At 72.4% G+C, this 21,776-nt stretch carries 19 protein-coding genes and 1 pseudogene; 13 read left to right on the forward strand and 7 right to left on the reverse strand.

The window, feature by feature from the left end:
* Nucleotides 1-74: 74 nt before the first annotated feature.
* Together JO379_RS32190 and JO379_RS32195 are read right to left on the reverse strand one after the other, a co-directional pair.
* Nucleotides 75-896: a DUF1206 domain-containing protein gene (locus tag JO379_RS32190; protein ID WP_209518272.1), complete on the reverse strand. Its 822-nt coding sequence runs from the start codon at nucleotides 894-896 to the stop codon at nucleotides 75-77.
* Nucleotides 897-1,073: 177 nt separating this feature from the next.
* Nucleotides 1,074-1,982, reverse strand: a complete 909-nt coding sequence (locus JO379_RS32195; protein ID WP_209518274.1) for a phytoene/squalene synthase family protein — start codon at nucleotides 1,980-1,982, stop codon at nucleotides 1,074-1,076.
* A 192-nt stretch (nucleotides 1,983-2,174) separates the two neighbouring features.
* Here JO379_RS32195 and JO379_RS32200 point away from each other — a divergent pair, with 192 nt between their 5' ends.
* From JO379_RS32200 to JO379_RS32235, 8 genes are all read left to right on the forward strand, one after another.
* Nucleotides 2,175-2,951 (forward strand): VC0807 family protein, encoded by a 777-nt coding sequence (locus tag JO379_RS32200; protein ID WP_209518277.1) that lies wholly within the window; start codon nucleotides 2,175-2,177, stop codon nucleotides 2,949-2,951.
* On the forward strand, nucleotides 2,948-4,177 hold the full coding sequence (locus JO379_RS32205) for an aromatic ring-hydroxylating oxygenase subunit alpha (RefSeq protein ID WP_130880544.1): 1,230 nt from the start codon (nucleotides 2,948-2,950) through the stop codon (nucleotides 4,175-4,177). Before JO379_RS32200 ends, JO379_RS32205 begins: the two co-directional genes overlap by 4 nt.
* A 210-nt stretch (nucleotides 4,178-4,387) precedes the next feature.
* Nucleotides 4,388-5,005, forward strand: a complete 618-nt coding sequence (locus tag JO379_RS32210; protein ID WP_209518279.1) for a hypothetical protein — start codon at nucleotides 4,388-4,390, stop codon at nucleotides 5,003-5,005.
* A gap of 194 nt (nucleotides 5,006-5,199) precedes the next feature.
* Complete coding sequence (locus tag JO379_RS32215; protein ID WP_242626318.1) at nucleotides 5,200-5,799, forward strand: hypothetical protein; 600 nt, start codon at nucleotides 5,200-5,202, stop codon at nucleotides 5,797-5,799.
* A gap of 130 nt (nucleotides 5,800-5,929) precedes the next feature.
* Nucleotides 5,930-7,135 (forward strand): saccharopine dehydrogenase family protein, encoded by a 1,206-nt coding sequence (locus tag JO379_RS32220; RefSeq protein ID WP_209518281.1) that lies wholly within the window; start codon nucleotides 5,930-5,932, stop codon nucleotides 7,133-7,135.
* 129 nt (nucleotides 7,136-7,264) lie between these two features.
* Nucleotides 7,265-7,423 carry a hypothetical protein gene (locus JO379_RS32225; protein ID WP_165451630.1) on the forward strand — a complete coding sequence of 53 codons (159 nt, stop codon included), beginning with the start codon at nucleotides 7,265-7,267 and terminating at the stop codon, nucleotides 7,421-7,423.
* Entirely contained in the window at nucleotides 7,420-8,019 is a 600-nt protein-coding gene (locus JO379_RS32230) for a PRC-barrel domain-containing protein (protein WP_130880547.1), read from the forward strand. Before JO379_RS32225 ends, JO379_RS32230 begins: the two co-directional genes overlap by 4 nt.
* Nucleotides 8,013-8,453, forward strand: a complete 441-nt coding sequence (locus JO379_RS32235) for a hypothetical protein (RefSeq protein WP_245381608.1) — start codon at nucleotides 8,013-8,015, stop codon at nucleotides 8,451-8,453. The genes JO379_RS32230 and JO379_RS32235 overlap by 7 nt, the downstream gene beginning before the upstream one ends.
* Nucleotides 8,454-8,488: 35 nt before the next feature.
* On the opposite strand, the gene JO379_RS34010 is transcribed toward JO379_RS32235, so the two are convergent.
* From JO379_RS34010 to JO379_RS32250, 3 genes and pseudogenes are all read right to left on the reverse strand, one after another.
* Entirely contained in the window at nucleotides 8,489-10,534 is a 2,046-nt protein-coding gene (locus tag JO379_RS34010; RefSeq protein WP_209518283.1) for a GAF domain-containing sensor histidine kinase, read from the reverse strand.
* 129 nt (nucleotides 10,535-10,663) lie between these two features.
* Nucleotides 10,664-11,826: pseudogene (locus JO379_RS32245) on the reverse strand (abortive phage infection protein).
* Nucleotides 11,827-11,975: 149 nt separating this feature from the next.
* The gene (locus tag JO379_RS32250; RefSeq protein ID WP_130880550.1) at nucleotides 11,976-13,289 is read right to left on the reverse strand and encodes a wax ester/triacylglycerol synthase domain-containing protein; all 1,314 of its coding nucleotides are present in this window, start codon (nucleotides 13,287-13,289) and stop codon (nucleotides 11,976-11,978) included.
* 456 nt (nucleotides 13,290-13,745) lie between these two features.
* Between JO379_RS32250 and JO379_RS32255 the strand changes: the two genes are divergently transcribed.
* From JO379_RS32255 to JO379_RS32270, 4 genes are all read left to right on the forward strand, one after another.
* Nucleotides 13,746-15,173 carry a family 2B encapsulin nanocompartment shell protein gene (locus JO379_RS32255; protein WP_209518285.1) on the forward strand — a complete coding sequence of 476 codons (1,428 nt, stop codon included), beginning with the start codon at nucleotides 13,746-13,748 and terminating at the stop codon, nucleotides 15,171-15,173.
* A gap of 33 nt (nucleotides 15,174-15,206) precedes the next feature.
* Nucleotides 15,207-16,412: a family 2 encapsulin nanocompartment cargo protein terpene cyclase gene (locus JO379_RS32260; RefSeq protein ID WP_307842201.1), complete on the forward strand. Its 1,206-nt coding sequence runs from the start codon at nucleotides 15,207-15,209 to the stop codon at nucleotides 16,410-16,412.
* A 55-nt stretch (nucleotides 16,413-16,467) separates the two neighbouring features.
* The gene (locus tag JO379_RS32265) at nucleotides 16,468-17,325 is read left to right on the forward strand and encodes a geranyl diphosphate 2-C-methyltransferase (protein ID WP_130880553.1); all 858 of its coding nucleotides are present in this window, start codon (nucleotides 16,468-16,470) and stop codon (nucleotides 17,323-17,325) included.
* A gap of 227 nt (nucleotides 17,326-17,552) precedes the next feature.
* Nucleotides 17,553-18,674 carry an amidase domain-containing protein gene (locus JO379_RS32270; RefSeq protein WP_130880554.1) on the forward strand — a complete coding sequence of 374 codons (1,122 nt, stop codon included), beginning with the start codon at nucleotides 17,553-17,555 and terminating at the stop codon, nucleotides 18,672-18,674.
* Here JO379_RS32270 and JO379_RS32275 read toward each other — a convergent pair.
* Entirely contained in the window at nucleotides 18,662-19,243 is a 582-nt protein-coding gene (locus JO379_RS32275) for a GNAT family N-acetyltransferase (protein WP_209518287.1), read from the reverse strand. The genes JO379_RS32270 and JO379_RS32275 overlap by 13 nt on opposite strands.
* Before the next feature lie 78 nt (nucleotides 19,244-19,321).
* A complete protein-coding gene (locus JO379_RS32280; RefSeq protein WP_209518289.1) occupies nucleotides 19,322-20,293 on the reverse strand; it encodes an ArsR/SmtB family transcription factor in 972 nt (323 codons plus the stop codon).
* Between the two features lie 160 nt (nucleotides 20,294-20,453).
* Between JO379_RS32280 and JO379_RS32285 the strand changes: the two genes are divergently transcribed.
* A complete protein-coding gene (locus tag JO379_RS32285; RefSeq protein ID WP_245381609.1) occupies nucleotides 20,454-21,746 on the forward strand; it encodes an alpha/beta hydrolase family protein in 1,293 nt (430 codons plus the stop codon).
* Nucleotides 21,747-21,776: the final 30 nt, after the last annotated feature.

Here is a 21,776-nt window from a genome sequence, read left to right on the forward strand (position 1 = left end):
GCCGCCTGCCGGACCCCAGGGGACCGCGGCGCGCCCGGCGTTCACCACGGGCGCGCCCACCCCCACGCGGCGGGCTACAGGTCCCGCCAGCGCACCAGCGCCAAGGAGAACAGTCCGAAGAGTGCCAGTCCCACCGCGATCGCAGTCAGCAGCCACGGGCCGGCCGGGGTGTCGGCGAAGGTGCGCAGCGTGTCGTCCAGCCCCTTGGCGTGCTCCGGGTCGTAGGTGACGGCCGCCTGGACGGCGAAGCCGCCCGCCGCCGCGAACACCAGGCCCCGGCTGACTCCGCCCCCGACGCCGAGGACATCGACGGTCCTGCGCGTCGCCGGGGACATCCCCGCCCTCAGATGCCGGCGGTACGCGCGTGTGGCCGCCCTGATCGTGATCCACACACCCGCCGCCGCCACCCCGGCCCCCACCGCGGCCACCAGTACCTGGCCGCCAGGCCACTCCAGCACGCGGGCCGTCGCGTCCCGCGACTGCTCGTCGGTCGAGCCGGCGCCGCTGCTCCGCTCACCGGCCGCGAAGGCGATCACCGAGCCGGCGACGACGGAGTAGAACACGAAACGCACGGCCGACAGCAGCCGCTTGCCGGCTTTTCCGCCGTGCGGCCCGGCGCTGCCGAAGACCGTCTCCGACAGTCGCCACAAGGCCATACCGATCAACCCGATGCCCACCGCCCAGACCAGCACCCGGCCGAAGGGCTGCTCGGCCAGTTCCTGCACCGCTCCGCCGCGATCGGCCTGTTCACCGCCGTCGAGGAGGGCGATGCGCAGTGCGAGCGCGGCGATGAGGAGGTAGAGCACTCCACGCGCCGCCAGCCCCGCACGCGCGGCCGCGGCCACTCCCGTCCCGTGCGCCGCTCGTGCTTCGCTGCCGCCCGGCCACCGTCTCATCGTGCCGCCTTTCGCGTCGGACCCCGCCCACACGGCTCAAGGGATGAACCATCTGCCCCGGGCGGCCGGGACGAAAACGACAGCGGGCCGTGGACCGTCCCACGATCACGCCCGGATGGTCTACCGGCACACCGCACGCGTGACGGGGCGCCGGCCGAGGACACGGGCGGGCCCCGGTCAGCGGCCCCGCCGACGGTATTCGCGGACGAGCACCTTCACCGCGGCGGGCACGGAAGGCCGTGCCGACCCGTGCAGGAGGCCCGTGCCCTTGGCCGCGGCCGCGTCGGCGGTGAGGACCTCCAGCGTGATGACCGCCCGGGTGAACGCGCGGTGGGCGGGCGGCGCGAGGCCGGGCAGCCCGCGGCTGGCGAGCAGGTCCCGGCGGGCCCGCGCCAGGAGGGACGTGAGCAGGGCGCGGGTCCCCGGGGACTCCCGCCCCGTTTCCAGATCGGCACGACGGACGCCGTGGTGCGCCAGCGCGTCGTCCGGGAGGGTGAGCCTGCCGTCCCGCAGGTCCTCGGCGAGATCGTTGACGAAGTCGAGCCGCTGGCTGCCGTCGATGTAGGCACGGCACAGCTGGTGGCTCAGCTCGGCGCCGGCGTCCGGCGACAGGAGCAGGCAGGCGATGAGCATGAACGCGGGCAGCGAGTACGCGTCGATGTACCGCTGGTAGTCCGCCTCGTCGGAGAAGCCCGTGAAGTCGCGGTCCGCGGACGCGCCGGCGAGGAAGTCCTCGACGTGGCCCCGCAGGCGCGGATGGACGGAGACGGTGTGCAGGAGTGCGCGGAGCACAGGGTCCCCGCTGTTCCCGGTCGCCAGCGCCTCGCGGACGCTCTTCTCCCACGCGGCGCAGGAATCCTCGGCGTGCCCGGTCGCGGGGCTCGCGTCGAGAAGGGTGTCCGTGTGGTGCATGAAGGCGGTGGCGGCGATCACGTGGGGTACGAGCGCCGGGGGCAGCAACAGCCGCACGGCGACATAGGCGTGGCGCCGGTACGCCGAGACCCGGTCGCGCTGCCGGGTGTAGTCGGCGCGCAGCCGGGGGGCACCGATGCCCGCCGCGGTGAGTGTCCTGTCCCACGAGTGCATGCGGCACGTCTTCCTGCGAGTGGTGACGATCAAGGGCGCGAGCCTATCGGGCCCCGCGCCGGGCCTGCGGCCGTCGCCGGACACCGGGCCCACCGGACGAGGCTCCTGCCCGGGACTGCTCCGAAGGATGTAGCGGGGATCTGGTCCGCGACGGCGATTCTTCCCTCGTGATCCTTATCTACCGTTTTACGTATGAAGCCATCGACCGCCCGGGCCGTGCCATCCGAGGCCCCGGCATGGAGAGCGTTGGCCGCCCCGTTCCTGTTCGACGTGGCCCTTCCGCTGACCGTCTACTACGTACTGCGGTCGCAGGGCACCGGGCAGTGGCAGGCGCTGATGCTCAGCGGAACCGTCCCGGTGGGACGGGTCGCCGTCATGCTGGCCGCGCGGCGGCACGTCACCGGCTTCGAAACCTTCATGATCGGCATGCTGGCGGTGCGCGTGATCACGTCGCTGTTCACCGGCGACCCACGGGTCCTCCTGGTCAAGGACGCCTGCCTGTCGGTGGCCGCCGGCGCCTGGATCCTCGGCTCGCTCCTGACCGCCAGGCCCTTCGCCTTCCAGATGGGCCAGTACTGGTCCGCACCGGCCGCACAACACGGCCGGGACACGGCCTGGCACCGGTCACCGGCCCTGCGGGGCGCACTGACCAGGCTGACCGTCCTGTGGGGCTGCGGTCAGGTCCTCGACTCCGTCGTCGGCGTGACGATCGCGATGACCTGCGCCGTCGAGGTGGTACCGGTACTCAACCGGGCCAAGGGGCTGGCCCTGCTCGGCCTCGCCGCCGCCGTCACCGTTCTCTACAGCCGCCATTGCGCGCGCCGGAGCGGGCTGTCCCTGTTCGGCGCCGTGCCGCTGCGCACCCGGAAGCCGCGCGTGGCGCCCCACGCAGGCGACCCGCACGCACCCGACCCTCCCCACACCCGAACTCCCCGTACAGGACACAGAAGAAAGGACTCCCCATCATGACCGTGCATAGGACCTCGTCGGAACCGGGCGCGCTGTCCACGATTCTGGCCGAACTGCGACGTGTGGCCGCACTTCCCCTCGAACGAGGCGAGACCCTGCCGCCCGCCGCCTACACCTCACCCGAGATGTACACCCGCGAGACCGAGCGCATCTTCGGCCGGGAGTGGCTGTGCGTGGCACGGGCCGAGGAGATCCCCGAGCCCGGCAGCTATCTGCGGCTGGACGTCCTCGGCGTACCCCTGGTGATCACCCGTGACGAGGAGGGCGAGCTGCACGCGCTGTCCAGAGTCTGCCGGCACCGGTTCATGGACATCCTGCCCCCGGAGACGACCCCCGAACACGGCAGCCTCAAGCGGTTGACCTGCCCGTACCACACCTGGACCTACCGACTGAACGGCCAGTACGCGGGCCGGCTCGCCGGAGCACCGCTGATGCGGCAGGTGGAATTCGACAGCGCGTCCTGCCGGCTGCCGGCTCACTCCGTCGAGGTGTGGAACGGCTTCGTCCTCCTCAACCTCGACCCCGACGCCACCTCACCGGCACCCGAACTCGCGGGCCTCGACCGCGTCCTGCGCCGTCACGGGCTCGAGGACTGGGTGAGCGTGGAGACGCAAAACTGGCGGGACATACCGGCCAACTGGAAAGTGGCGGTCGAGAACGGCTCGGAGAACTACCACCACATGGGCACCCATGCCGCCACCCTGGAACCCCTCGTGCCGGGCCGTGACACCCGGGTCGACGACTGTGACGGCCGCTGGTTCACCATGTTCACGCCCTATTCGGCGGACGCCGTGGCCGCTGCCGCGGCCGAGGGCACCGCACCGCGCGGCGGCCCGCAGCGGGACGGGGGAGCGGGGCCGGCGAACGGGCCCGGGGACGGGCAGGACCCGCCGGGCATGCTGATCGCCGGGATCTTCCCCCAGTCCGTCCTGGCCGTCGTGCCGGACAGCGCCGTCTGGATCCGCTGGATGCCCACCGGTCCCGCCACCCACGACACGCGGATCACGGTCATGGTCCCGCCCGACGCGCCGAGGCCGCCCGACTCCGACGCCTACCTCGTCCGCCTCCGCGAGCAGATCACCCTGATCCAGGAGGAGGACCTGGTGGCGATACGAGGCGTACAACGCGGGCTCGCCTCCGACCCGGCCCCCTCGGGCGGCCGTTTCTCCCATCTGGAGCGCCCGCTGTGGCAGTTCCAGCGGTACCTCGCCGACCGGCTTCTGTGACCCCCTCCGGTGACCGGCGGCCGACCGGGTCCGGCCCGCCACGGCTGAACCCTTGCCTCCGGCGGCGCCGTTGCGGAAGCTGGGGGGCACAACCGCCGGGGGCGCACTCCAAGCGCCCGGTACCGGCCCGCATGCCCGCACCGCGCCCGTCGGGTCCGGTGCCGTCGGGCGGGCCTCCGCCATCGGACACCGTGCTGAACGGGGACTGTGATGACCCACCGCGTCCGTCTGCGCCGCGCCGCAGCCATCGCCCTGACCGTCGTGGCGGGGGCGGTCGCCGCCCCGACCGTGACTCCCGCGGCGGCCGCGGCGGCCGCCCCCGCCTTCCTCGACCCCGCCCAGCTTCCGCCGCACCCGGGCTCGGCCTGGTACGGCGGCCCGGTGACCAGTGGCGTACCGGACCCGCTGCCGTTCTGCGTGGGCGCGGCCCTGCCCGGGGCCACCTCCCGATACCGTGACTTCTGGACCGAGTTCGATACCAACGCCGAGCAGATCACGGTGGTCGAGCGCGACGAGGCCCGCGCCAGGACCCTGGCCACACTGCTGAACAACGCGGTCAGGCAATGCGCGGACCGGGCCGAGCAGGAGGACCCGGACGTCACCGCGGAGTGGCGGGACTACGGCCGGATCGACGTGGAGGAAGGCGCCCGGGTCCACGGCGTGCGCACCACGCACGCCGGGACCGGCAACGACGTCCACCTCTTCTCCGTGGGCCGTGACGGAAGGACGGTCACCGTCGTGCACTGGGCCCAGATGGGAACCTTCGATGACATCCCCGTGCCGGGTTTCAGGAAGACCACGCGCACAGCGGTGAACAAGCTCTACTGACGCGGCTCTCGCCGCACGCCGCGCGGTGGGTGCGGGCCGGCCCCACTTCATACCAGGTTCGTTCCGTCGTGACCGCTGTTTGCGGAGCGTGACGCCATTCTCACAACACGGCCGGACGGGATGACTTTCGCGCCCTCGTCCGCTGTCCTTGATCCCGACAGCTGTGAAGCAACTGTGAAGACGGGATCGGTGAGTTGGACAGACAGAAGCGGAACCTGTGGAGCGGTGTGATGATGACGGCCGTCCGCGGCAGGATCGCCGCGGTCGCCGGCGTGATCGCGCTGGTCGCGGCCGTCCTGACCGGCACCGCGGCCGGCCCGGCCGCCGCCGGGCCCCAGGCGGCGAAGCCCCGGGGGCAGTGGTCCTGCTCCGGTGCGCCCGTTCCCGACGGGTACGTCATCACCGGCTACGACCGCACCGGGTGCAAGGGGGCGGGCTCCTGGTACCAGGAGCCCGTGAAGGACGGCATCTGGACCTGCTCGGGCTCGCCGATCGTGCCCGGTTACGTCATCACCGACTACGACCGCAACGGCTGCAACGGCATCGGCCAATGGCGTCACCGGCTCGCCAAGGACCGCACCTGGACCTGCTCGGGCTCGCCCATCCCGCCCGGCTACGTCACCACCAACTACAACCGCAGCTCCTGCCAGGGCATCGGCGCGTGGTACCACGAGCTCGTCCGGGACGGCATCTGGACCTGCCCCGGCTCGCCCATTCCGCCCGGCTACCGCAGCACCACCTACAACGCGAACGGCTGCAACGGCCAGGGCGCGTGGCTCACCCGGCGCGTCTGACCGAGGCGTGACGAGCGAATGGTGAAGACCGAGTCGTGAAGACCGAGGCCGCCGCGCACCCCGTGGCGGCCTTCGTCGGCGTAGGGTCGGCGAGGGGCCCGCGACCTCGACACCGGCTTCCGGAGGTTCCATGAACAGGCAGTCCCGTCCGCAACGGCCCTATGACATCGTCCTCTTCGGGGCGACCGGGTTCGTCGGGGAGCTCACCGCCGAGTACCTGCTGGCGCACGCACCGCGCGGCCTGCGGTGGGCGCTCGCCGGGCGCAGCCGGGCGAAGCTGGAGCGGCTGCGCGACCGGCTGGCCGCGATCGACCCGGCGCGTGCCGCCGAGGTGGCGCTGGTGACCGCGGACGCGGGCGACCCGGCCGCGATGCGGGCGCTCGCCGAGTCCGCCCACGTCGTCGCCTCGACCGTCGGCCCGTACATCCGGTACGGCCGGGAACTGGTGGCCGCGTGCGCGGAAGCCGGCACCGACTACACGGACCTCACCGGCGAGCCGGAGTTCGTGGACCTCATGGCGGTGCGCCACGACGCGCGGGCCCGGGAGACCGGCGCGCGGATCGTGCACGCCTGCGGCTTCGACTCGATGCCGCACGACCTCCTTGCGTACTTCACCGTCCAGCAGCTGCCGGAGGGAGTGCCGCTGACGGTCGACGGATTCGTCCGGGCGTCGGGGATCATCTCCGGCGGGACACTGACGACGGCCCTCACGATCGCCGCACGGGGGCGCCAGGCGAAGGCCGCGGCCCGGGGGCGCCGCCGGCACGAGGCGAAGTCGGCCCGGCGCCGGGTGCGGGCTCCGCTGGGTGCGCCGCGATTCAGCAAGGAGACGGGCACGTGGGCGCTGCCGCTGCCCACCCTCGACCCCCGGATCGTATGCCGGTCGGCCGCCGCGCTGGAGCGCTACGGCCCCGATTTCCGCTATCGCCACTATGCGTCCGTCAAGACGCTGCCCGTGGCCCTGGCCGGGCCGGTCGGCGTGGGCGCGCTGGCCGCCGCGGCACAGGTGCCTGCCGTCCGGACCTGGCTGACGGGCCGTTACGAGCCGGGGAGAGGCCCGAGCCCGCAGCAGCGGGCCCGCGCCTGGTTCCAGGTGCGGGCCGTCGGCGAAGGGGGCGGCCGACGGGTGTTCACCGAGGTCTCGGGCGGCGACCCGGGCTACGGGGAGACCGCGAAGATGCTGGCCGAGGCGTCGCTGTGTCTCGCCCTGGACGAACTGCCCGCAACCTCGGGGCAGGTCACGACGGCCACGGCCATGGGCGACGCGCTGATCGAGCGGCTGCGGGCCGCCGGCATCCCGTTCCGCGTGTGCCACACGGCTGACGTCCCCCGGTGACCCGGTAACGCGGCAACGTCCCCGCGAATCCGGCCGGTTGAGGGGTATCAACGAGGGCGGGACGGGCATACGGGACAGTGCCGGGCTCCGGCGGCAGTGGCCGGGGCCGGTCAGCACCGGGAGGTAGAGATGATCTGGTGGGGGTGGCTGATCGTCGCGGCCGTGATTCTGCTCGCGCTGACGGTCGCGGTGGCGGGTGTACAGGCCCGCAGGCGTACCGGAACGGTGATCGCAGTGCAGCGCGGGCGCCGGTTCGGCAAGGGATTCGGCAAGGGGGGAGGCCGGTGAACACCCTGATGCTCGCCTCCGAGTTGACCAAACGACCGGTGGTCACCCTGGGCGGGGAGGCCGTCGCGCAGATCAAGGACACCGTCTTCGACGGCCCGGCCGGGCAGATCACCGGCTTCACCCTCAACGGCCGGGGACTGCTGTCCGGCCCCCTCAAGCAGAGCCTGCCCTGGTCCGCCGTGCACGCGCTGGGCCGTCACGCCGTGATGATCCTCGGCCGGGAGGTGCTGGCCGAGCCCGCGGCGGTCGTCGCCTCCGGCGAGGCGGCGGGCGGCGGGGTCCTCGGGGTGAGGGTGCTGACGGACGAGGGCACCGACGCGGGCACCGTGCTCGACGTGGTCGTCGAGGCCGACGGCCGGGTGGCGGGGTTCCAGGTCGCCGCCATCGAGCCGCCCGAACACCGCAGGCGTACCGTCTTCATCCCCCGGGGTGAGGGCGTGGCCGTCTCGGGCCAGGCCCTGATCGTCCCCGCCGAGGCCTGCCGTTTCGTGGCCGACGACCTGCCGAGCTTCACCGCCCAGGTCGAGATCTTCCGCGCCCGGCAGGCCGCCCGGCGGACCCGGACCGGACCGGAAGGGATGGAACGCACATGGTGATCCTGTTCTCCCAGGCCCGCGGCCTCCCGGTCGTCACCGCGGGCGAGGCCGCCGAACTGGGCACCGTCGACGCCTTGACGATCGACGCCTCCACGCAGTCCATCAGCCACATACGCCTCTCCGGTACGCGGGCCAGGAGCCACGCGGTGCTGGCCTGGGACCTGGTGCGGACAGTCGGCCAGGACGCGGTCATCGCCCACTCCGCCCCCGCCGCCGAAACGAGCCCCACCGCGGCTCCGGCGCACCGGGAGGCCCTGGGCAGCCGCGTGCTGACGGACCTCGGTGACGAGCACGGATCGGTCAAGGACATCGCCTTCGACCCCACGACCGGCCACATCGATACGCTCCACACCACACGGGGACCCGTACCGGGACCACACCTGATCGGTCTCGGCGACTACGCTCTCGTGGTCCGCGCCCACCGACCCCTGTAGTCCTCGGGCGAGGACCAGGGACGCGGCTGCCGGCCCTACCCGGAACCGGTCCGGTCCGGGAAGGGGCCGGCCACCGGTGGGAACGACGCGTGCAGCACCGCTCCGCCGCGGGCGCCGTTGGCGATGCGGAAGTGCCCGCCCAGCTCCGCCGCCCGTTCCCGTATGGACCGCAGACCGACCCCGCCGCCGGTGCGGTGGTCCGGGAGTCCCTGTCCGTCGTCGCTGACCTCGACGGTGACGCGGTCCGGCACCACACGCACCGTCACCGTGGCCGTGGCCGCGCCGGAGTGCCGTACGACATTGTTCAGCGCCTCGCCGCCGATCAGGTACACCGCCACCTCCACGGCCGCCGGCAGCGGCGGCAACGGGTCGGGCGTGAACTCCACGCCCACCCGGAGCCGTCCGGCGAGCCGGTCGGCCAGCTCCCGCAGCGCCCGGCTCAGCCCGAGCCGGTCCAGGGCCGCCGGGGTGAGGCCGTCGGCGATGCGGCGCAGCTCGGAGATGGCCTGTCCGATGCCCTCCGACGCGGTAACCAGGGACGTGGCGGCGGCGGAGCCGTCCGGCACCGCGTACCGCGCGGTGTCGACCTGCAGCCGCACCCCCGACAGCGCCGGCCCCAGGCCGTCGTGGAGATTGCGCCGCAGCCTGCGGCGGGCGTCCTCGCGGGCCACCACCATCTGTTCCCGGGCGGCGCGCAGGTCTTCGTACAACCGCAGTGACGCGATCGCGGGCGCCATCTGATCGGCCAGGAACCGCAGCACCTCGTGGTCCTGACGATCCGGCACCCGGTCGCCCGGCCTGGGCGTGACGTCCAGACTGCCGACGACACCGCCCTCGTACACCAGAGGAAACCCGGTGCCGCCCGGCCCGGGCTCCCCCGCGGCGGCCAGCACACGGGAGCCGCCGCGCGTCTCGACCCGGACCTTCGCGCCGGGCATGCGCAACCCGGCCACGACGGCATCGCACAGCAGACGCGGGGCCTCGCCAGGGCCGACGGCCTGGCTGAGACGCTCGGCCAGTTCCCGTACGACGTGGTATGGGCGGGCGCGCTCGCCGTAGTAGAAGCGGTCCACGCACCGCACGGCCCAGCGCGCGGTGGGGTAGAGCAGACCGCCGGTCACCAGCCCGGCCGCTCCCATCACCAGGGCTCCGCCGCTCAGTCCGCCCGGGAGGGTACGGGAGAGCAGCAGCACCACGGCCGTACAGCCGACGATCAGCGCGGTGCCGAGGACGAAGGCGGACAAGACCCGGCGGGTCGCCCGGTCGAGGTGGGCGGAGCGGTCACGGCTGAAGGCGTACGCCGCCGCGATCAGCCACGCGGCGGCTCCGATGTAGGTGACGTACCACCAGCCGCCCCGCAGGACATCGGACCGGATGACGTAGACGTCGCCGAGCCACACCAGATAGGCCAGGAGAGCCACGACCTGCCGTCGGCCGGGGGAGTGCCGCCAGCGCACCGTCATGACCGTCACATTGATCAGCAGGAAGAGCGACATCGGGTACACGGCCGGGACATGCGCGGCCGGCAGCGTCCGCAGCCGGCTCCAGCCGTCGTCGTCCAGCGGGCCGGGGAGCCCGTAGTCGGCGCCCAGTGTGACGTACTCGCCGTACGACTGCACCACGCTCCATACGGCGAGGACCACCGCGTAGGGCCGGAGCAGCCAGTGGCGGGGCAGGCTGCCGTCGGGCAGGTACAGCGGGAACAGGTACAGGGCGAAGATGAACAGGGCGATGCAGACCGTCGAGGCGGCGGCCAACGCCTGGCCGACGCCGCCTCCGACACCGGCATCGGACGCCCAGAGCCGGGCCGTCGCCGACACGGTGCTCGACGCCCCGGCCGTGATCATCAGCGGGCCGAGGCCGCTGCGGGACCGGTGAGCCGTCAGGAAGGTCCCGAGCAGGACGAACCCGACGACGGCCAGCACCTCGGGCCCACGGACCTTGATGTAGGGGGCCAGCCCCGCGTCGTCCAGACGGGCGAGGGCGAGAACGACCCACGCGGTGACGGACACCAGCGTGACCGCGCACGCCCCGTAGGCCAGGACGACTCTCCGCTCGCGCACCACGGCCTCTTCGCGCACAGCGCCATCCTCGCCCGCTCGTCGTCCCGGGCGCGTGGGGTCACTGTCCCGGAAAGGTCCCATCTTCCTCCTCCAGGACGTCGGCCCGGAGCAGTGCGGACAGCGCGTCACGGGCCGCGCCTCGGAGAGTCAGCACCGGGCGCGGCCGTAGTGCCGGGCCAGCGCGTGGAACGCCTCTTTCGGCTCCCAGTGCCAGTCGGCCGTCGCGCCCCCGCCCGTCGTCCGGATCGTCTTGACGATGCTGTACCCGGCCATGTCGAGGTCGTGGCGTGGCTCGGACGAGTGGGGGGAGTCGGGGCTGACGAAGGTGTAGACCATCGCGGCGTACAGATCCATGGACTCGAAAACGTCCAGCATGTCGGTGAGGTACGCGGCCTGTGTCCGCTCGCTGCGCACCAGGTCGCCGACGACCTCCGGTTCCGGCTTGGAGTAGTCGACGGTCTTCCAGCCCATGCCGCCCCGCTCGGGCGCCCCCACATAGGTGCAGGTGCCGAACTCGGAGATCGCAACCGGCTTGCCCCAGCGCCGGTAGCCCGTGAGCTCCCGGACATGGTCGGCCCGGCGGGGGAAGTACCCGTAGTAGTTGACGCTCACGATGTCGAAGAGGCCCCAGTCGACCTCGTCGCCGTGTGCCGCGCCGTACGTCGTCCGTCCGCGGAAGACGGATCTGCCGACCGCCGCCGACCGTGCGATGAACTCACGCAGCCGCCGTGCCGTCAGCTGAGGGTCGAACTTCCCGCTGAGCATGTTCTCGACCCGCTCCAGGACGTTGTCCCCGGGGACGATGCCCGGCACGTACAGCGCGAACTCGCAGCCGACACTGAGATGGACCGGGCGCCCTGCCGCCGCAGCCGCTCGGCGTGCCGCCCGGTCTCCGCGAGATGGTCGAGGATCTCCCGCTCGGGGCGGTCCCCGAGGCGCGGCTGGAGCCAGATGTGCAGTCCGCGCTCCGCCGCCTCGCGGGAGGTGGCCGCGAGCCGGTCGATGCCGTCACCGAAGACCGTTATCGAGCCGGCGTGCAATTCGTCCTTGATGACCCGGAGGTCTTCGCGCATCCTCGCGGCGCTCCAGCCCGTCTGCGGTGTCTCCCCGGCGCCGACCTCGTAGCACACGCCCCGGTGGGTCAGCCCCGGCCCGTTCCCCACCCGGGGCTCCGGTTCGGCCGTCCTTCCCTCCGCCCCGGCCCGGCCGGGCGCCAGGAACGCCCCCGATGTCGCCGCGACGCCCACGGCCGCCGCCCTGGCCAGAAACTGCGCCCGATTGATCCCCTTGCTCTGCACCGTGTCCCCCATGTGTCCGTCCAGCGGGTCGCTGCCTCGCTGTTCCCCGAGGCGGTCCCCAGTCTGCTGAACGACGGCAGGCCCGGTCGTCGGCCGAAGGTCTATGGCACCAGCGACCTTGGTAGCGCATGCGTCGTTCCGCTTACTGCCGCACGAGTCGCTCAGCGGCAGGAAGCGTCGTGCAGTTCGTGCACCGCCCGGAGCCAGAGGGCCGGCAGCCGTTCGGCGTGCGGAAGCCGGTCGGTGTGGGCGAGGTAGAGGTAGGCCGTGTCGTGGTAGCCGGTGAACATGCTGTAGCAGTGATGGCCAGGCGCGATGGGCCCGAGCGCCACCGCGTGGAGCACCGGCGCGCCCCGGAAGGACAGCGGGCCGGCGCTCATCCGTACGTTGCTCGCGGACATCACCCCGCGCTGCGGGCGCAGGCTGCGACGGGCGATCCAGGAGGCGAGGGGGAACGAGAGCCGGTCGTACGCCGCTTGGGCGGCGACGCGCCGGTGGTCGGGACGCAGGAGCGCGGTCTGCCGCGCCACGGCACGCAACCGCCGGCCGGGGTCCGGCTCGGCGCAGGGCAGTACCACCCGTTCCGAGATGACCCGGTTGCCGATGACCGGCGACGGCGGTCCGAGGTGCCGGGTGGACACCGGCATCCGTACGGGCAGGTCCTCCGGCCGGCGGTCCGCCGCCGATCCGGACCCGGCTCGGATCTGCTGCCAGGACCGCAGGGCTCCGGCCCATCCGGCGAGGTAGACGTCGTTGACCGTGGCGCCCGCCGGGCGCCCGACCGCGCGCAGCAGGGACAGCGGCAGCCGGGCGAAGCCGAAGCGGGGTGCCCGTCCGGGCCGGTCGTCGGGGGGCGGCCACGTGAGGGGGGTGCGGTACCCGCGGAGCACATCGGCGGCGGCGCCGGTGGCGGCCGTCGCGGAGACATCCGCCGCGGACGGTCGTGCGGACCGGGGTGCCGGGCTCTCCGAGGGGGATGCGGCGTCCGGCGGCCGCAGCCCGAGCAGCTCCGTGACCACCCGAGTGGTCGCGACGCCGTCCAGGAGAGCGTGGTGGACCCGGAAGAGCAACGCGTAGCGCGAGCCGTCCTCCGGGCTCCGGACCAGCCACAGGTCCCACGGCGGCCGGCGCTCGGCGGGCAGCGGCCGTGCCCACAGGCGCTCCAGCAGTCCCGGCCAGTCGGCGAGCCGGTCCACCGTCGCCTGCCGTACGTGGTGGAGCAACTGCGGGCAGCCGACGTGCTCGAACTCCCGCGCGCTGCGAAAGGGGACCGGCCAGTGCCGTGACAAGGCCGTGACGCGCTCGATCCGGGGAGCGAGCCCCTCACGGAGCTCCGCCACGTCCGGCGGCCGGTCGGCGATGGTGAGGAGGCAGCCGACCATGGGTGGCAGGCCGCCCGTCACCGTGAGGTAGTGCGCGTCGGCCGGGCGGTACGGCACGCGGGCCGGCGCGGAGGCGGTAGCGGACAGCAGCACCGGTGTTCTCCCTTGCGGCGGGGCCCTTGAGGAAGCCCGCACCACTGTGCCGGGTCCGGCGGGAGCAGGACCGACCCACACCGCGTATCCCCTCGCGATTCACCCGGTCGTCCCTCTTCCCGTCCGCCTGATGGTCTGTTACCGGCCACCTCGGTCGCGGGACGGCTGCGGCAGGACCCTCGCGAGAGTCCCCGGCGCGGCGTGATCGAAAGGTGGACAACCGCAGTACAACGGACACGATCGCCCCCCTGAGGGGGTGCGGGGTCCCTCGGGGACGGGGCTCGGGCGCGAGAGGCCGCATCCGTTCACTGGCGCAAATTCGCTGGTCCGCCCCCGGTGTTTTCGACCAACATCATTAAGCGCTGCTTCACTTGCCCGGCGGGAGCTCCTCATCGCCCGATCGGGCGATTTCGGGGGCTCCCTCTTGACGCGTGCGTACAGAGGGAAGGAACCGGGATGTCGACCGCAGCGCACCGGCAGCAGCCGGAGCAGCCCGCACCGCGAGAGGGCCGGGCCCAGCTCAGCCTGGGGATCGCCGCCGCGCGGAACCTGGCCACCACCACCAAGAGCGTCCCGCAGACGCAGGGCATCAGCTCGAGGTGGCTGCTGCGCATGCTGCCCTGGGTGGAGGTGAAGGGCGGCACCTACCGGGTCAACCGGCGCCTGGTGTACGAGGTCGGAGACGGCCGGGTCACCTTCGTCCAGGACGGGGCCACGGTCCGGGTCGTCCCCGCGGAGCTGGGGGAACTGCCGCTGCTGCGCGGGTTCCACGACGACGGGGCGCTGCGGGCACTGGCTGAGCGCTGCCGGCAGCAGGAGTACGCACCCGGCCAGGTGATCGCCGAGCGGGGCGAGGCCGTCGACCACGTCTATCTCATCGCGCGCGGCAAGGTGGAGAAGGTCGGCACGGGAGCGCACGGCGAGGAGACCCGCAGCGGGGTGCTGGCCGACGGAGGCTTCTTCGGCGCGCAGACGGTGGCCGAGGAGCCGGGAGCGTGGGAATTCACGGCCCGCGCGATGACGGCGTGCACCGTCCTGGCCCTGCCCCGGGCCGCGTACGAGGAGGTGGCCGGCCGCAACGAGCGACTGCGGGCCCATGTCCGCCGGCGCGAGGCCGAGAAGGCACGGCCGCGGAACAGGAAGGGCGAGGCCGACATCGCCCTCGCGTCCGGCCACGCCGGCGAGCCGGTGTTGCCGGGCACCTTCGTCGACTACGAACTCGCCCCCCGCGAGTACGAGCTGAGCGTGGCCCAGACGATCCTGCGGGTGCACAGCCGGGTCGCCGACCTCTACAACGACCCGATGGACCAGGTCGAGCAGCAGCTGCGGCTGACCATCGAGGCGCTGCGCGAGCGCCAGGAGTCCGAGCTGGTCAACAACCCCGACTTCGGCCTGCTGCACAACGCCGACCACAGCCAGCGCATCTCCACCCACTCCGGCCCGCCCACCCCCGACGACATGGACGAGCTGCTGAGCATGCGGCGGGGGACCAAGGCGTTCTTCGCCCACCCCCGGGCCGTCTCCGCCCTCGCCCGCGAGTGCAACAAGCGCGGGCTGTCCTTCGACAGCGCCGACGTGGGCGGCCACCCGGTTCCCGCCTGGCGGGGTGTGCCGATCCTGCCCTGCGGCAAGATCCCCGTCTCGGACGCGGGCACCTCCGCCATCCTCGCCATGCGCCTGGGCGAGGCCGAACAAGGAGTGATCGGCCTGCGGCAGACCGGGATCCCCGACGAGTACGAGCCCGGCCTGAACGTACGGTTCATGGGCATCAACGACCAGGCCCTCATCTCCTACCTCGTCAGCACCTACTACTCGGCGGCCGTGCTCGTCCCCGACGCGGTCGGCGTCCTCGAGAACGTCGAGGTCTTCCACACCCCGTCCTGACGGGCACCACCCCCGGAACGGAGAGAAGGACCCGTGTCACTGCTGTCCCGGATCACCGCGCCCACGGCCCGCCACGACGTGGCGCGGCTGGCGGCCACGCTGCTCACCCACCACCAGGGCATCCGCCGTCCGGCGCCGAGGACACTGCCCGGAACCGCCGCCCCCCGCCCGGCGGGCACCGCCCTGCCCTCCGGGCCGACGGGACTGGGCACCTCCGCCGCCCGTCTCGCCGTCAGGAAAACGGCCGAGGCTCTCCACGACGGCCGGGGCGAGCGCGGCGGCGGTGTCCCGGAGCTGTACTGCCCGCCCGTGCTCCGGGACGACCCGGCGCTCGGCCAGGAGGTCAACGACCGCCTGGTGGAGTGGGCCGACGAGGTCGGCATCTACGCGGGCCGCCTCGACCGCGTCCGCGCGGCCGACTTCGGGCGTCTGATGATGCTGGCCCACCCCGACACCGACGAGCCGGACCGGCTGCTCGCCGCGGGAAAGTGCGCGCTGGCGGAATGGGCCACGGACGACTACTACTGCGACGACACGACCGTGGGCTCCAGGCCGGAACTCCTCGGCTCGCACCTCGGGCTCGCCTACGCCGCCCTCGACCCCGCCCACCTCCCGTCCCGGTACGCGTCCGCGTGGGAAAGGGACATGGGGAGCGACCCCGTACGCGTCGCCCTGCGCTCGGGCCTGGCGCACCTGGGCCGGTACGCGGAGCCGTCGCAGGTGGCCCGGTTGCGGCACGAGGTCGCCGTTCTCTTCGTCGGCTACGGCCAGGAAGGCTCCTGGCGGTCCCGCGGCCACATGCCCAGCGTCCACGAATACCTGGCTCACCGTCAGATCAACAGCTTCCTCCCCTGCATCGCCCTGACCGACGTGGTCGGCGGCTACGCGCTGTCCGCCACCGAATACGCCGACCCCCGGGTGCGCCGCGCCGTGACGACGGCCGCGACGGCCTCGACGCTCGTCAACGACCTGTACTCGATGACGAAGGAACACCACTCCTCCGACGTGGAGTTCAACCTGCCCCTCGTGATCGCCGAGGAGGAGCGCTGCTCGACGCGCGAGGCGATCGAGCGGAGCGTGGAGATCCACGACGAGCTGGTGCGCGCCTTCGAGGCGGAGGCCGCGGCCCTCGTCCTCATCGGATCGCCCGAGCTGCGCCGGTTCCTCGCGGGCGTGTGGGCCTGGCTCGGCGGCAACCGCGCATGGCACAGCGGCAGCCCCCGCTACAACGGCGCGTGAGCCCCGCCCTTCTTCATCACCGCACACATTTTTCCGCACGTCCAAGGAGCAACCCATGACGACCACGCCCGCCCCCGCCGGCGTCCTGCGCACCGCCTACCAGAAGTCCGTCGCGGAGTACTGGAACAACGAGAAGGACCCGGTCAACCTGCGCCTGGGCGACGTCGACGGTCTCTACCACCACCACTACGGCCTCGGCGACTACGACCCCGCCGTCCTGGAGGGCCCGCAGGAGACCCGGGACGAGCGCATCATCGAGGAGCTGCACCGGCTGGAGTCGGCCCAGGCCGACGTCCTCCTCGACCACCTGGGCCCCATCACCCCCGACCAGCGGCTCCTGGACGCCGGCTGCGGCCGCGGCGGCACCAGCATCATGGCCAACGCCCGCTTCGGCTGCCGGGCCGACGGCGTCTCCATCTCGCAGGCCCAGGTCGACTTCGCCAACGACCAGGCCCGCAAGCGGGGCGTGGACGACAAGGTCCGCTACCACTTCCGCAACATGCTGGACACCGGGCTGCCCACCGGCGCCTTCCAGGGCATCTGGAACAACGAGTCCACCATGTACGTGGACCTGCACGAACTCTTCGCCGAGCACGCCCGCCAGCTGGCCTACGGCGGTCGCTACGTCACCATCACCGGCTGCTCCAACGACGTCACGGGTCTGCGCTCCAAGGCGGTCAGCCGCATCGACGAGCACTACACCTGCAACATCCACCCGCGCAGCGCCTACTTCAAGGCCATGGCCGCCAACGGCCTCGTGCCCATCAACGTCGTCGACCTCACGGCCGCCACGATCCCGTACTGGGAGCTGCGCGCCCAGTCCTCCCTCGCCACCGGCGTCGAGGACCCGTTCCTGACCGCGTACCGCGAAGGCAGCTTCCACTACCTCCTCATCGCCGCCGACCGGATCTGACCGGCGGTACGACACGGCTGATGTGGCGCGGGCCACATCGCCGTTCCGCCGGTGGGACGAGGGGCGGAACGGGGCCGGAACCGCTGACGCCGGCCCCGTTCGCACGGAAGTCACAGGCCATTGATGGTGTGGCCAAACCGTGAAACGATCACATATACGAAAAGCGGAACTTCGTGCGAAGATGCCGTCCCCCGGTCCGTCCGGACGGGGTGACAAGGGGAAACACAGTGAATCCATCGACGTTCAGATCCGCGGTCGGTGCGGTACTGACGGTGGCCGTGTCGGCCGTGCTCCTGCCCGCCTCCGCGGCGAACGCGGCGGCGGGAAGCACGCCGGACAGCGACACGGCCGCGTCCTTCGGCCGCATCGCCGACGCCGTGCTGACCGAGCGCACGGCGGCGCTGCTGGACACCCGGTCGGTGCGACGGGCGCCGCTGGTCTCCGACAGCAAGGTGCGCCTGTCGGCCGGCCTCGCACGGGCGGAGGACAGCGCGCTGTCCTCGCTCCGCACCCGCAAGTCCCGGCTCGCCGGCCTGGGTGAGGCGTACACCGCCGCCGACACCAAGGTCACCACGGGCAAGCCGCGCGTCAAGAACGGGCGGGCCACCGTCCAGGTCACCGAGACCACGACGCTCACCTACAAGAAGATCCGTGGTGACGAGCCGGCGACGACCGGTTTCCAGGCCCACCACGAGATGAACTTCGCCGTCACGTCGGGCGGCAAGTGGGAACTGACGGGCATCAAGCCCACGGACGAGGGCCCCCGGGCGGTCAACCAGCCCGTGACGGCTGCCGTGGCGAGCGCGGGAGCTCCGCCCAAGAGCACCCCCGCCTCGACGTCCTGGCCGGCGCGGTCGGTGCGGAAGACGGGAACCCCCGGTTACGACTACGCGGCCATGGCGGCCTACGCGGAGAAGTACTGGAAGAACTACAACCCCGCCTACCGCAAGTTCAACGACGCCGGCGGTGACTGCACCAACTTCATCAGCCAGGCCCTGAAGGCGGGCGGCTGGAAGAACGACTCCGGCACGTACTCGGACTACCGCAACTGGTGGTACAACTCCTCGAACCAGACCATATCCTGGGTGGGTGCCAACGAGTGGGCCTGGTTCACCCTCTCCGCCAAGCGCGCGACCAATCTGTCCAACGTGTACCAGATGGAGGTCGGTGACATCCTGCAGATGGACTTCGAGCGGGACGGCTCGAAGGACCACTCCATGATGACCACCTACCGGAGCAGGAGCGGTGTCCCGTACCTGACTTACCACTCGACCAACACGTACCGGAAGTCGGTGGCGAGCATCGTGGCCTCCAACCCCGGCTCGGTCTACTTCGCCTACCGCACCTGACCGTCCCGACTCCTGCCTGTGGGCCCCGCTTGCGGCGGGGCCCACTGTGCGTGGGCGCGCGACTGTCCGGCGACCCCCTGGCGGACCTCGCCGAGGTCCCGGGTGTAGGAGATCCCCGGGTGGCCGCCGAGCAGGACCTCGCCGGTGGGCACGAACCCGGTGCGGGCCAGTACGGCGCGTGAGCCGGCGTTGTCGAGCGTCGTGGCGGCCCGCAGTGTGGTCAGACCGTACGCGGTGGCGGCCAGGGCGCATGCCTGCAGGACGGCGGACGTGGCCAGACCTCGACCGGCGGCCTTCTCGGCGATCCGGTACCCGAGTTCGGCGGAACCGTCCGCCACATCGACCAGATTGATCCGCCCCAGCACCTCCCCGCTGTCGTCCACCAGCACATGGAAGTGGATCAGTCCGGCGTCCTGCTCCGCGAGCAGACTGCTGTGCCGTGCGGTGAAGTGAGTGAAGTAGTCGTCACCACGGTCCGGGACCGAGGCGGCGAAATAGGCCCGGTTCTCCTGCTCGAAGGCGAGCAGGGCCGGGGCGTGGTCCGCGCGAAGGCGCTGGAGTGAAGGCATGGGACCACGGTACGCACCCTCACGTCACCGGTGATCCTCGGAAGGGCCGCGGTGACGTGCCGTCAGGCCGTTCGCCCGTCAGCTTCCCCCGTGCCGCCGGACGAGCAAGCTCCCCAGGTCGGTGCGCCGGTGCAGCACCGCCCGCCCGGAGCGGACCGTGGTGATCAGCCCCGCACCACGCAGCGCCGCGGTGTGGGCCGAAACGGTGGCATTGCTGACGCCCACCCGCCGGGCCAGCGTGCTCGTGGTGTGCTCCTCCGCCAACAGCAGCAGCATCTCGACGCGGGTGCGCCCGAGCACCCCCGCCAGCGCGTCCGCTCTGTCCGCGGCACCCGTCGCCGGGAGCGGCAGGCCCGGCCCCGCCGGGTAGGTCAGGGCCAGGGGATGACCGGGCAGGTCGGCGGCGATGGGCCGGCCCGTCCAGTGGAAGGTGGGCAGCAGCAGCAAGCCACGCCCCCGGAGTTCGGTGTCCTCCTGACCGCGGCCCTCGAACTCCCAGACATCCTGGTCCAGTCGGCTGCCGGGCACGAGCGCGCGGAGCGCGGCGCCGACGCCGTGCTCGGCCACGGTCAGGGCATGACGGGTGAACTCCGCCTGGTGCAGGTCCTGGACCAACGGCCACACCGGGCGCAGCACCGCTTCGAAGGCAGCCTGCTGGGCGCGGCGAAGACGCCGCCAGGCGTCGGCGTCACCACGGTGCAGATCGCGGATCCACAACGGAGCCGGGGACGGGGACGTGGCGTACACCCGCTCGATCTCGGAGCGGACCAGGCCGGGGTGCGCGGCCCGGACGGTGTCCAGGCCCTCCTTCAGGTCGTCGCTGAACACATCGAGGAACCGGGGCGCCTCCGCCGCGGGGACCAGGTCCGCCAGTGGCTCGACGGCGCCGGGCAGGGAACGGAGCAGCCGTTGTCTCCAGCGGCCGAAGAGCAGCTCGTCGTCGCGACGGCACATCATGGCGAGTGCCGCGTTCAGCTCCTGCAACGGAGCCGGCCGGGGCGCGAGCCGGACCCGGGCGAAATCGGCGGCCGTGAAGCGGATCCGGATCACTACTCTCCCTCGCGGCGCTGCGCCATCGTTTCGGCCAGGGCCTCAACCCTCGCCCGCCCTCCCCGCCGGGTGCCAGCATCCCCGTCAAGCCCCCGGTCATTCACTCAGGGGGCCGCCGGACGACGCAAGGACACGCGTCACAGGGACACAAGGGAGAGCCATGTTCCGTCAACACCGCGACGGCAGCGAGCGGATGAACCGAGCAGGTGGTGAGGAGAGGGCCGCCGCCGTGGGCCGGCGGATCGTTACGAAATCGGCCGTGCTGGCCGCCGGACTGCTGCTCACCGGCAGCGGCGGCATCGCACGGGCCCACACCGCGGAGGGCTTCACCGTACGGCTGCCGGCGCCGACCGGCCCGCACCGGATCGGCACCACCACGCTGCACCTGGTCGATCACTCCAGGCGCGACCCGTGGGATGCCACCCTCCCCGTCCGGGAAGTGATGGTCAGCGTCTTCTACCCGGCCCGCACCGTGCGCGGCTACCCGGTCGCACGACAGATGACCCAGGACGCCGCGGAGCTGTTCGCGGTGATCGACCCCGCCATGCACCAGGGACTGCCGAAGGCCGGGGTGAACTGGGCGGCCACCACGACCCACGCGCACACGGGCGCGCCCGCGCGACCGGTGCGGCGACCGGTGCTGCTCTACAGCCCTGGCGGCGGCGATCCGCGCACCCTGGGCACCGGGACCGCCGAGGAACTGGCGAGCCGGGGCTATGTGGTGGTGACCATCGATCACCCCGGCGATGCGAGCGAGGTGGACTTCCCGAGAGGGACGCGACACAGGAAGAAGGTCCGCCCGACGGTCTTCCGGACGGACCCCAGGAAGGATCCCGGGCTCTTCCGCACCGCGATCGACACCCGGATCGCCGACACCCGGTTCGTGCTGGACACACTGGAGGCCGTGGCAGCCGGACACCGCCCGGGCGCGGAGCGACGCGCCCTGCCGGAGAACCTCGGCGAGGCGCTGGATCTGCGACGGGTGGGCATGTACGGCCACTCGGCCGGAGGCACCACCGCGGCCGAGGCGATGTACGAGGACCACCGCATCAGGGCGGCGGTCAACCTGGAAGGCTATCTGAACCATCCGCCGGCCAAGCCGGGCCGGACCGGCGAGCTGTTCCCCGTCGCCCGGCACGGGGTGGACCGGCCGCTGCTCCTGCTGGGGACCGACGGCTTCCGGGACGAGGACATCGACCGTTCCTGGTCGGCCATGCTCGCCCACCCCGGCGGACACACCCGCAGACAGCAGCTCGACCACGCCACGCACTGGGTGTTCACCGACTACGCGGCCATGGCACCCCAGTTGCAAGCCGCCGGGCTGATGACCGCCGACAGCCGGATCGAGCTGGTCGGCGCCATCGACCCGGCACGGTCGGTGCCCGCGGTGCGCGCACACGTGTGCGCGTTCTTCGCCCGGCACCTGCCGCCGTCGGGGGCGCCCTTGTCGTAGCGGTGGACGTGATTCACCATCGAGGACAGG

This window comes from Streptomyces syringium (assembly GCF_017876625.1).
Classification (GTDB): Bacteria; Actinomycetota; Actinomycetes; order Streptomycetales; family Streptomycetaceae; genus Streptomyces; species Streptomyces syringius.

Excerpts from the sequence above, each read along its gene's own strand:
- JO379_RS32275 (WP_209518287.1), bottom strand. The coding sequence starts at position 19,243 with ATGCCTTCACTCCAGCGCCTTCGCGCGGACCACGCCCCGGCCCTGCTC.
- JO379_RS32235 (WP_245381608.1), top strand. The coding sequence starts at position 8,013 with ATGGTGATCCTGTTCTCCCAGGCCCGCGGCCTCCCGGTCGTCACCGCG.
- JO379_RS32255 (WP_209518285.1), top strand. The coding sequence starts at position 13,746 with ATGTCGACCGCAGCGCACCGGCAGCAGCCGGAGCAGCCCGCACCGCGA.
- JO379_RS32225 (WP_165451630.1), top strand. The coding sequence starts at position 7,265 with ATGATCTGGTGGGGGTGGCTGATCGTCGCGGCCGTGATTCTGCTCGCG.
- JO379_RS32205 (WP_130880544.1), top strand. The coding sequence starts at position 2,948 with ATGACCGTGCATAGGACCTCGTCGGAACCGGGCGCGCTGTCCACGATT.
- JO379_RS32265 (WP_130880553.1), top strand. The coding sequence starts at position 16,468 with ATGACGACCACGCCCGCCCCCGCCGGCGTCCTGCGCACCGCCTACCAG.
- JO379_RS32210 (WP_209518279.1), top strand. The coding sequence starts at position 4,388 with ATGACCCACCGCGTCCGTCTGCGCCGCGCCGCAGCCATCGCCCTGACC.
- JO379_RS32190 (WP_209518272.1), bottom strand. The coding sequence starts at position 896 with ATGAGACGGTGGCCGGGCGGCAGCGAAGCACGAGCGGCGCACGGGACG.
- JO379_RS32195 (WP_209518274.1), bottom strand. The coding sequence starts at position 1,982 with ATGCACTCGTGGGACAGGACACTCACCGCGGCGGGCATCGGTGCCCCC.
- JO379_RS32220 (WP_209518281.1), top strand. The coding sequence starts at position 5,930 with ATGAACAGGCAGTCCCGTCCGCAACGGCCCTATGACATCGTCCTCTTC.
- JO379_RS32200 (WP_209518277.1), top strand. The coding sequence starts at position 2,175 with ATGAAGCCATCGACCGCCCGGGCCGTGCCATCCGAGGCCCCGGCATGG.
- JO379_RS32285 (WP_245381609.1), top strand. The coding sequence starts at position 20,454 with ATGTTCCGTCAACACCGCGACGGCAGCGAGCGGATGAACCGAGCAGGT.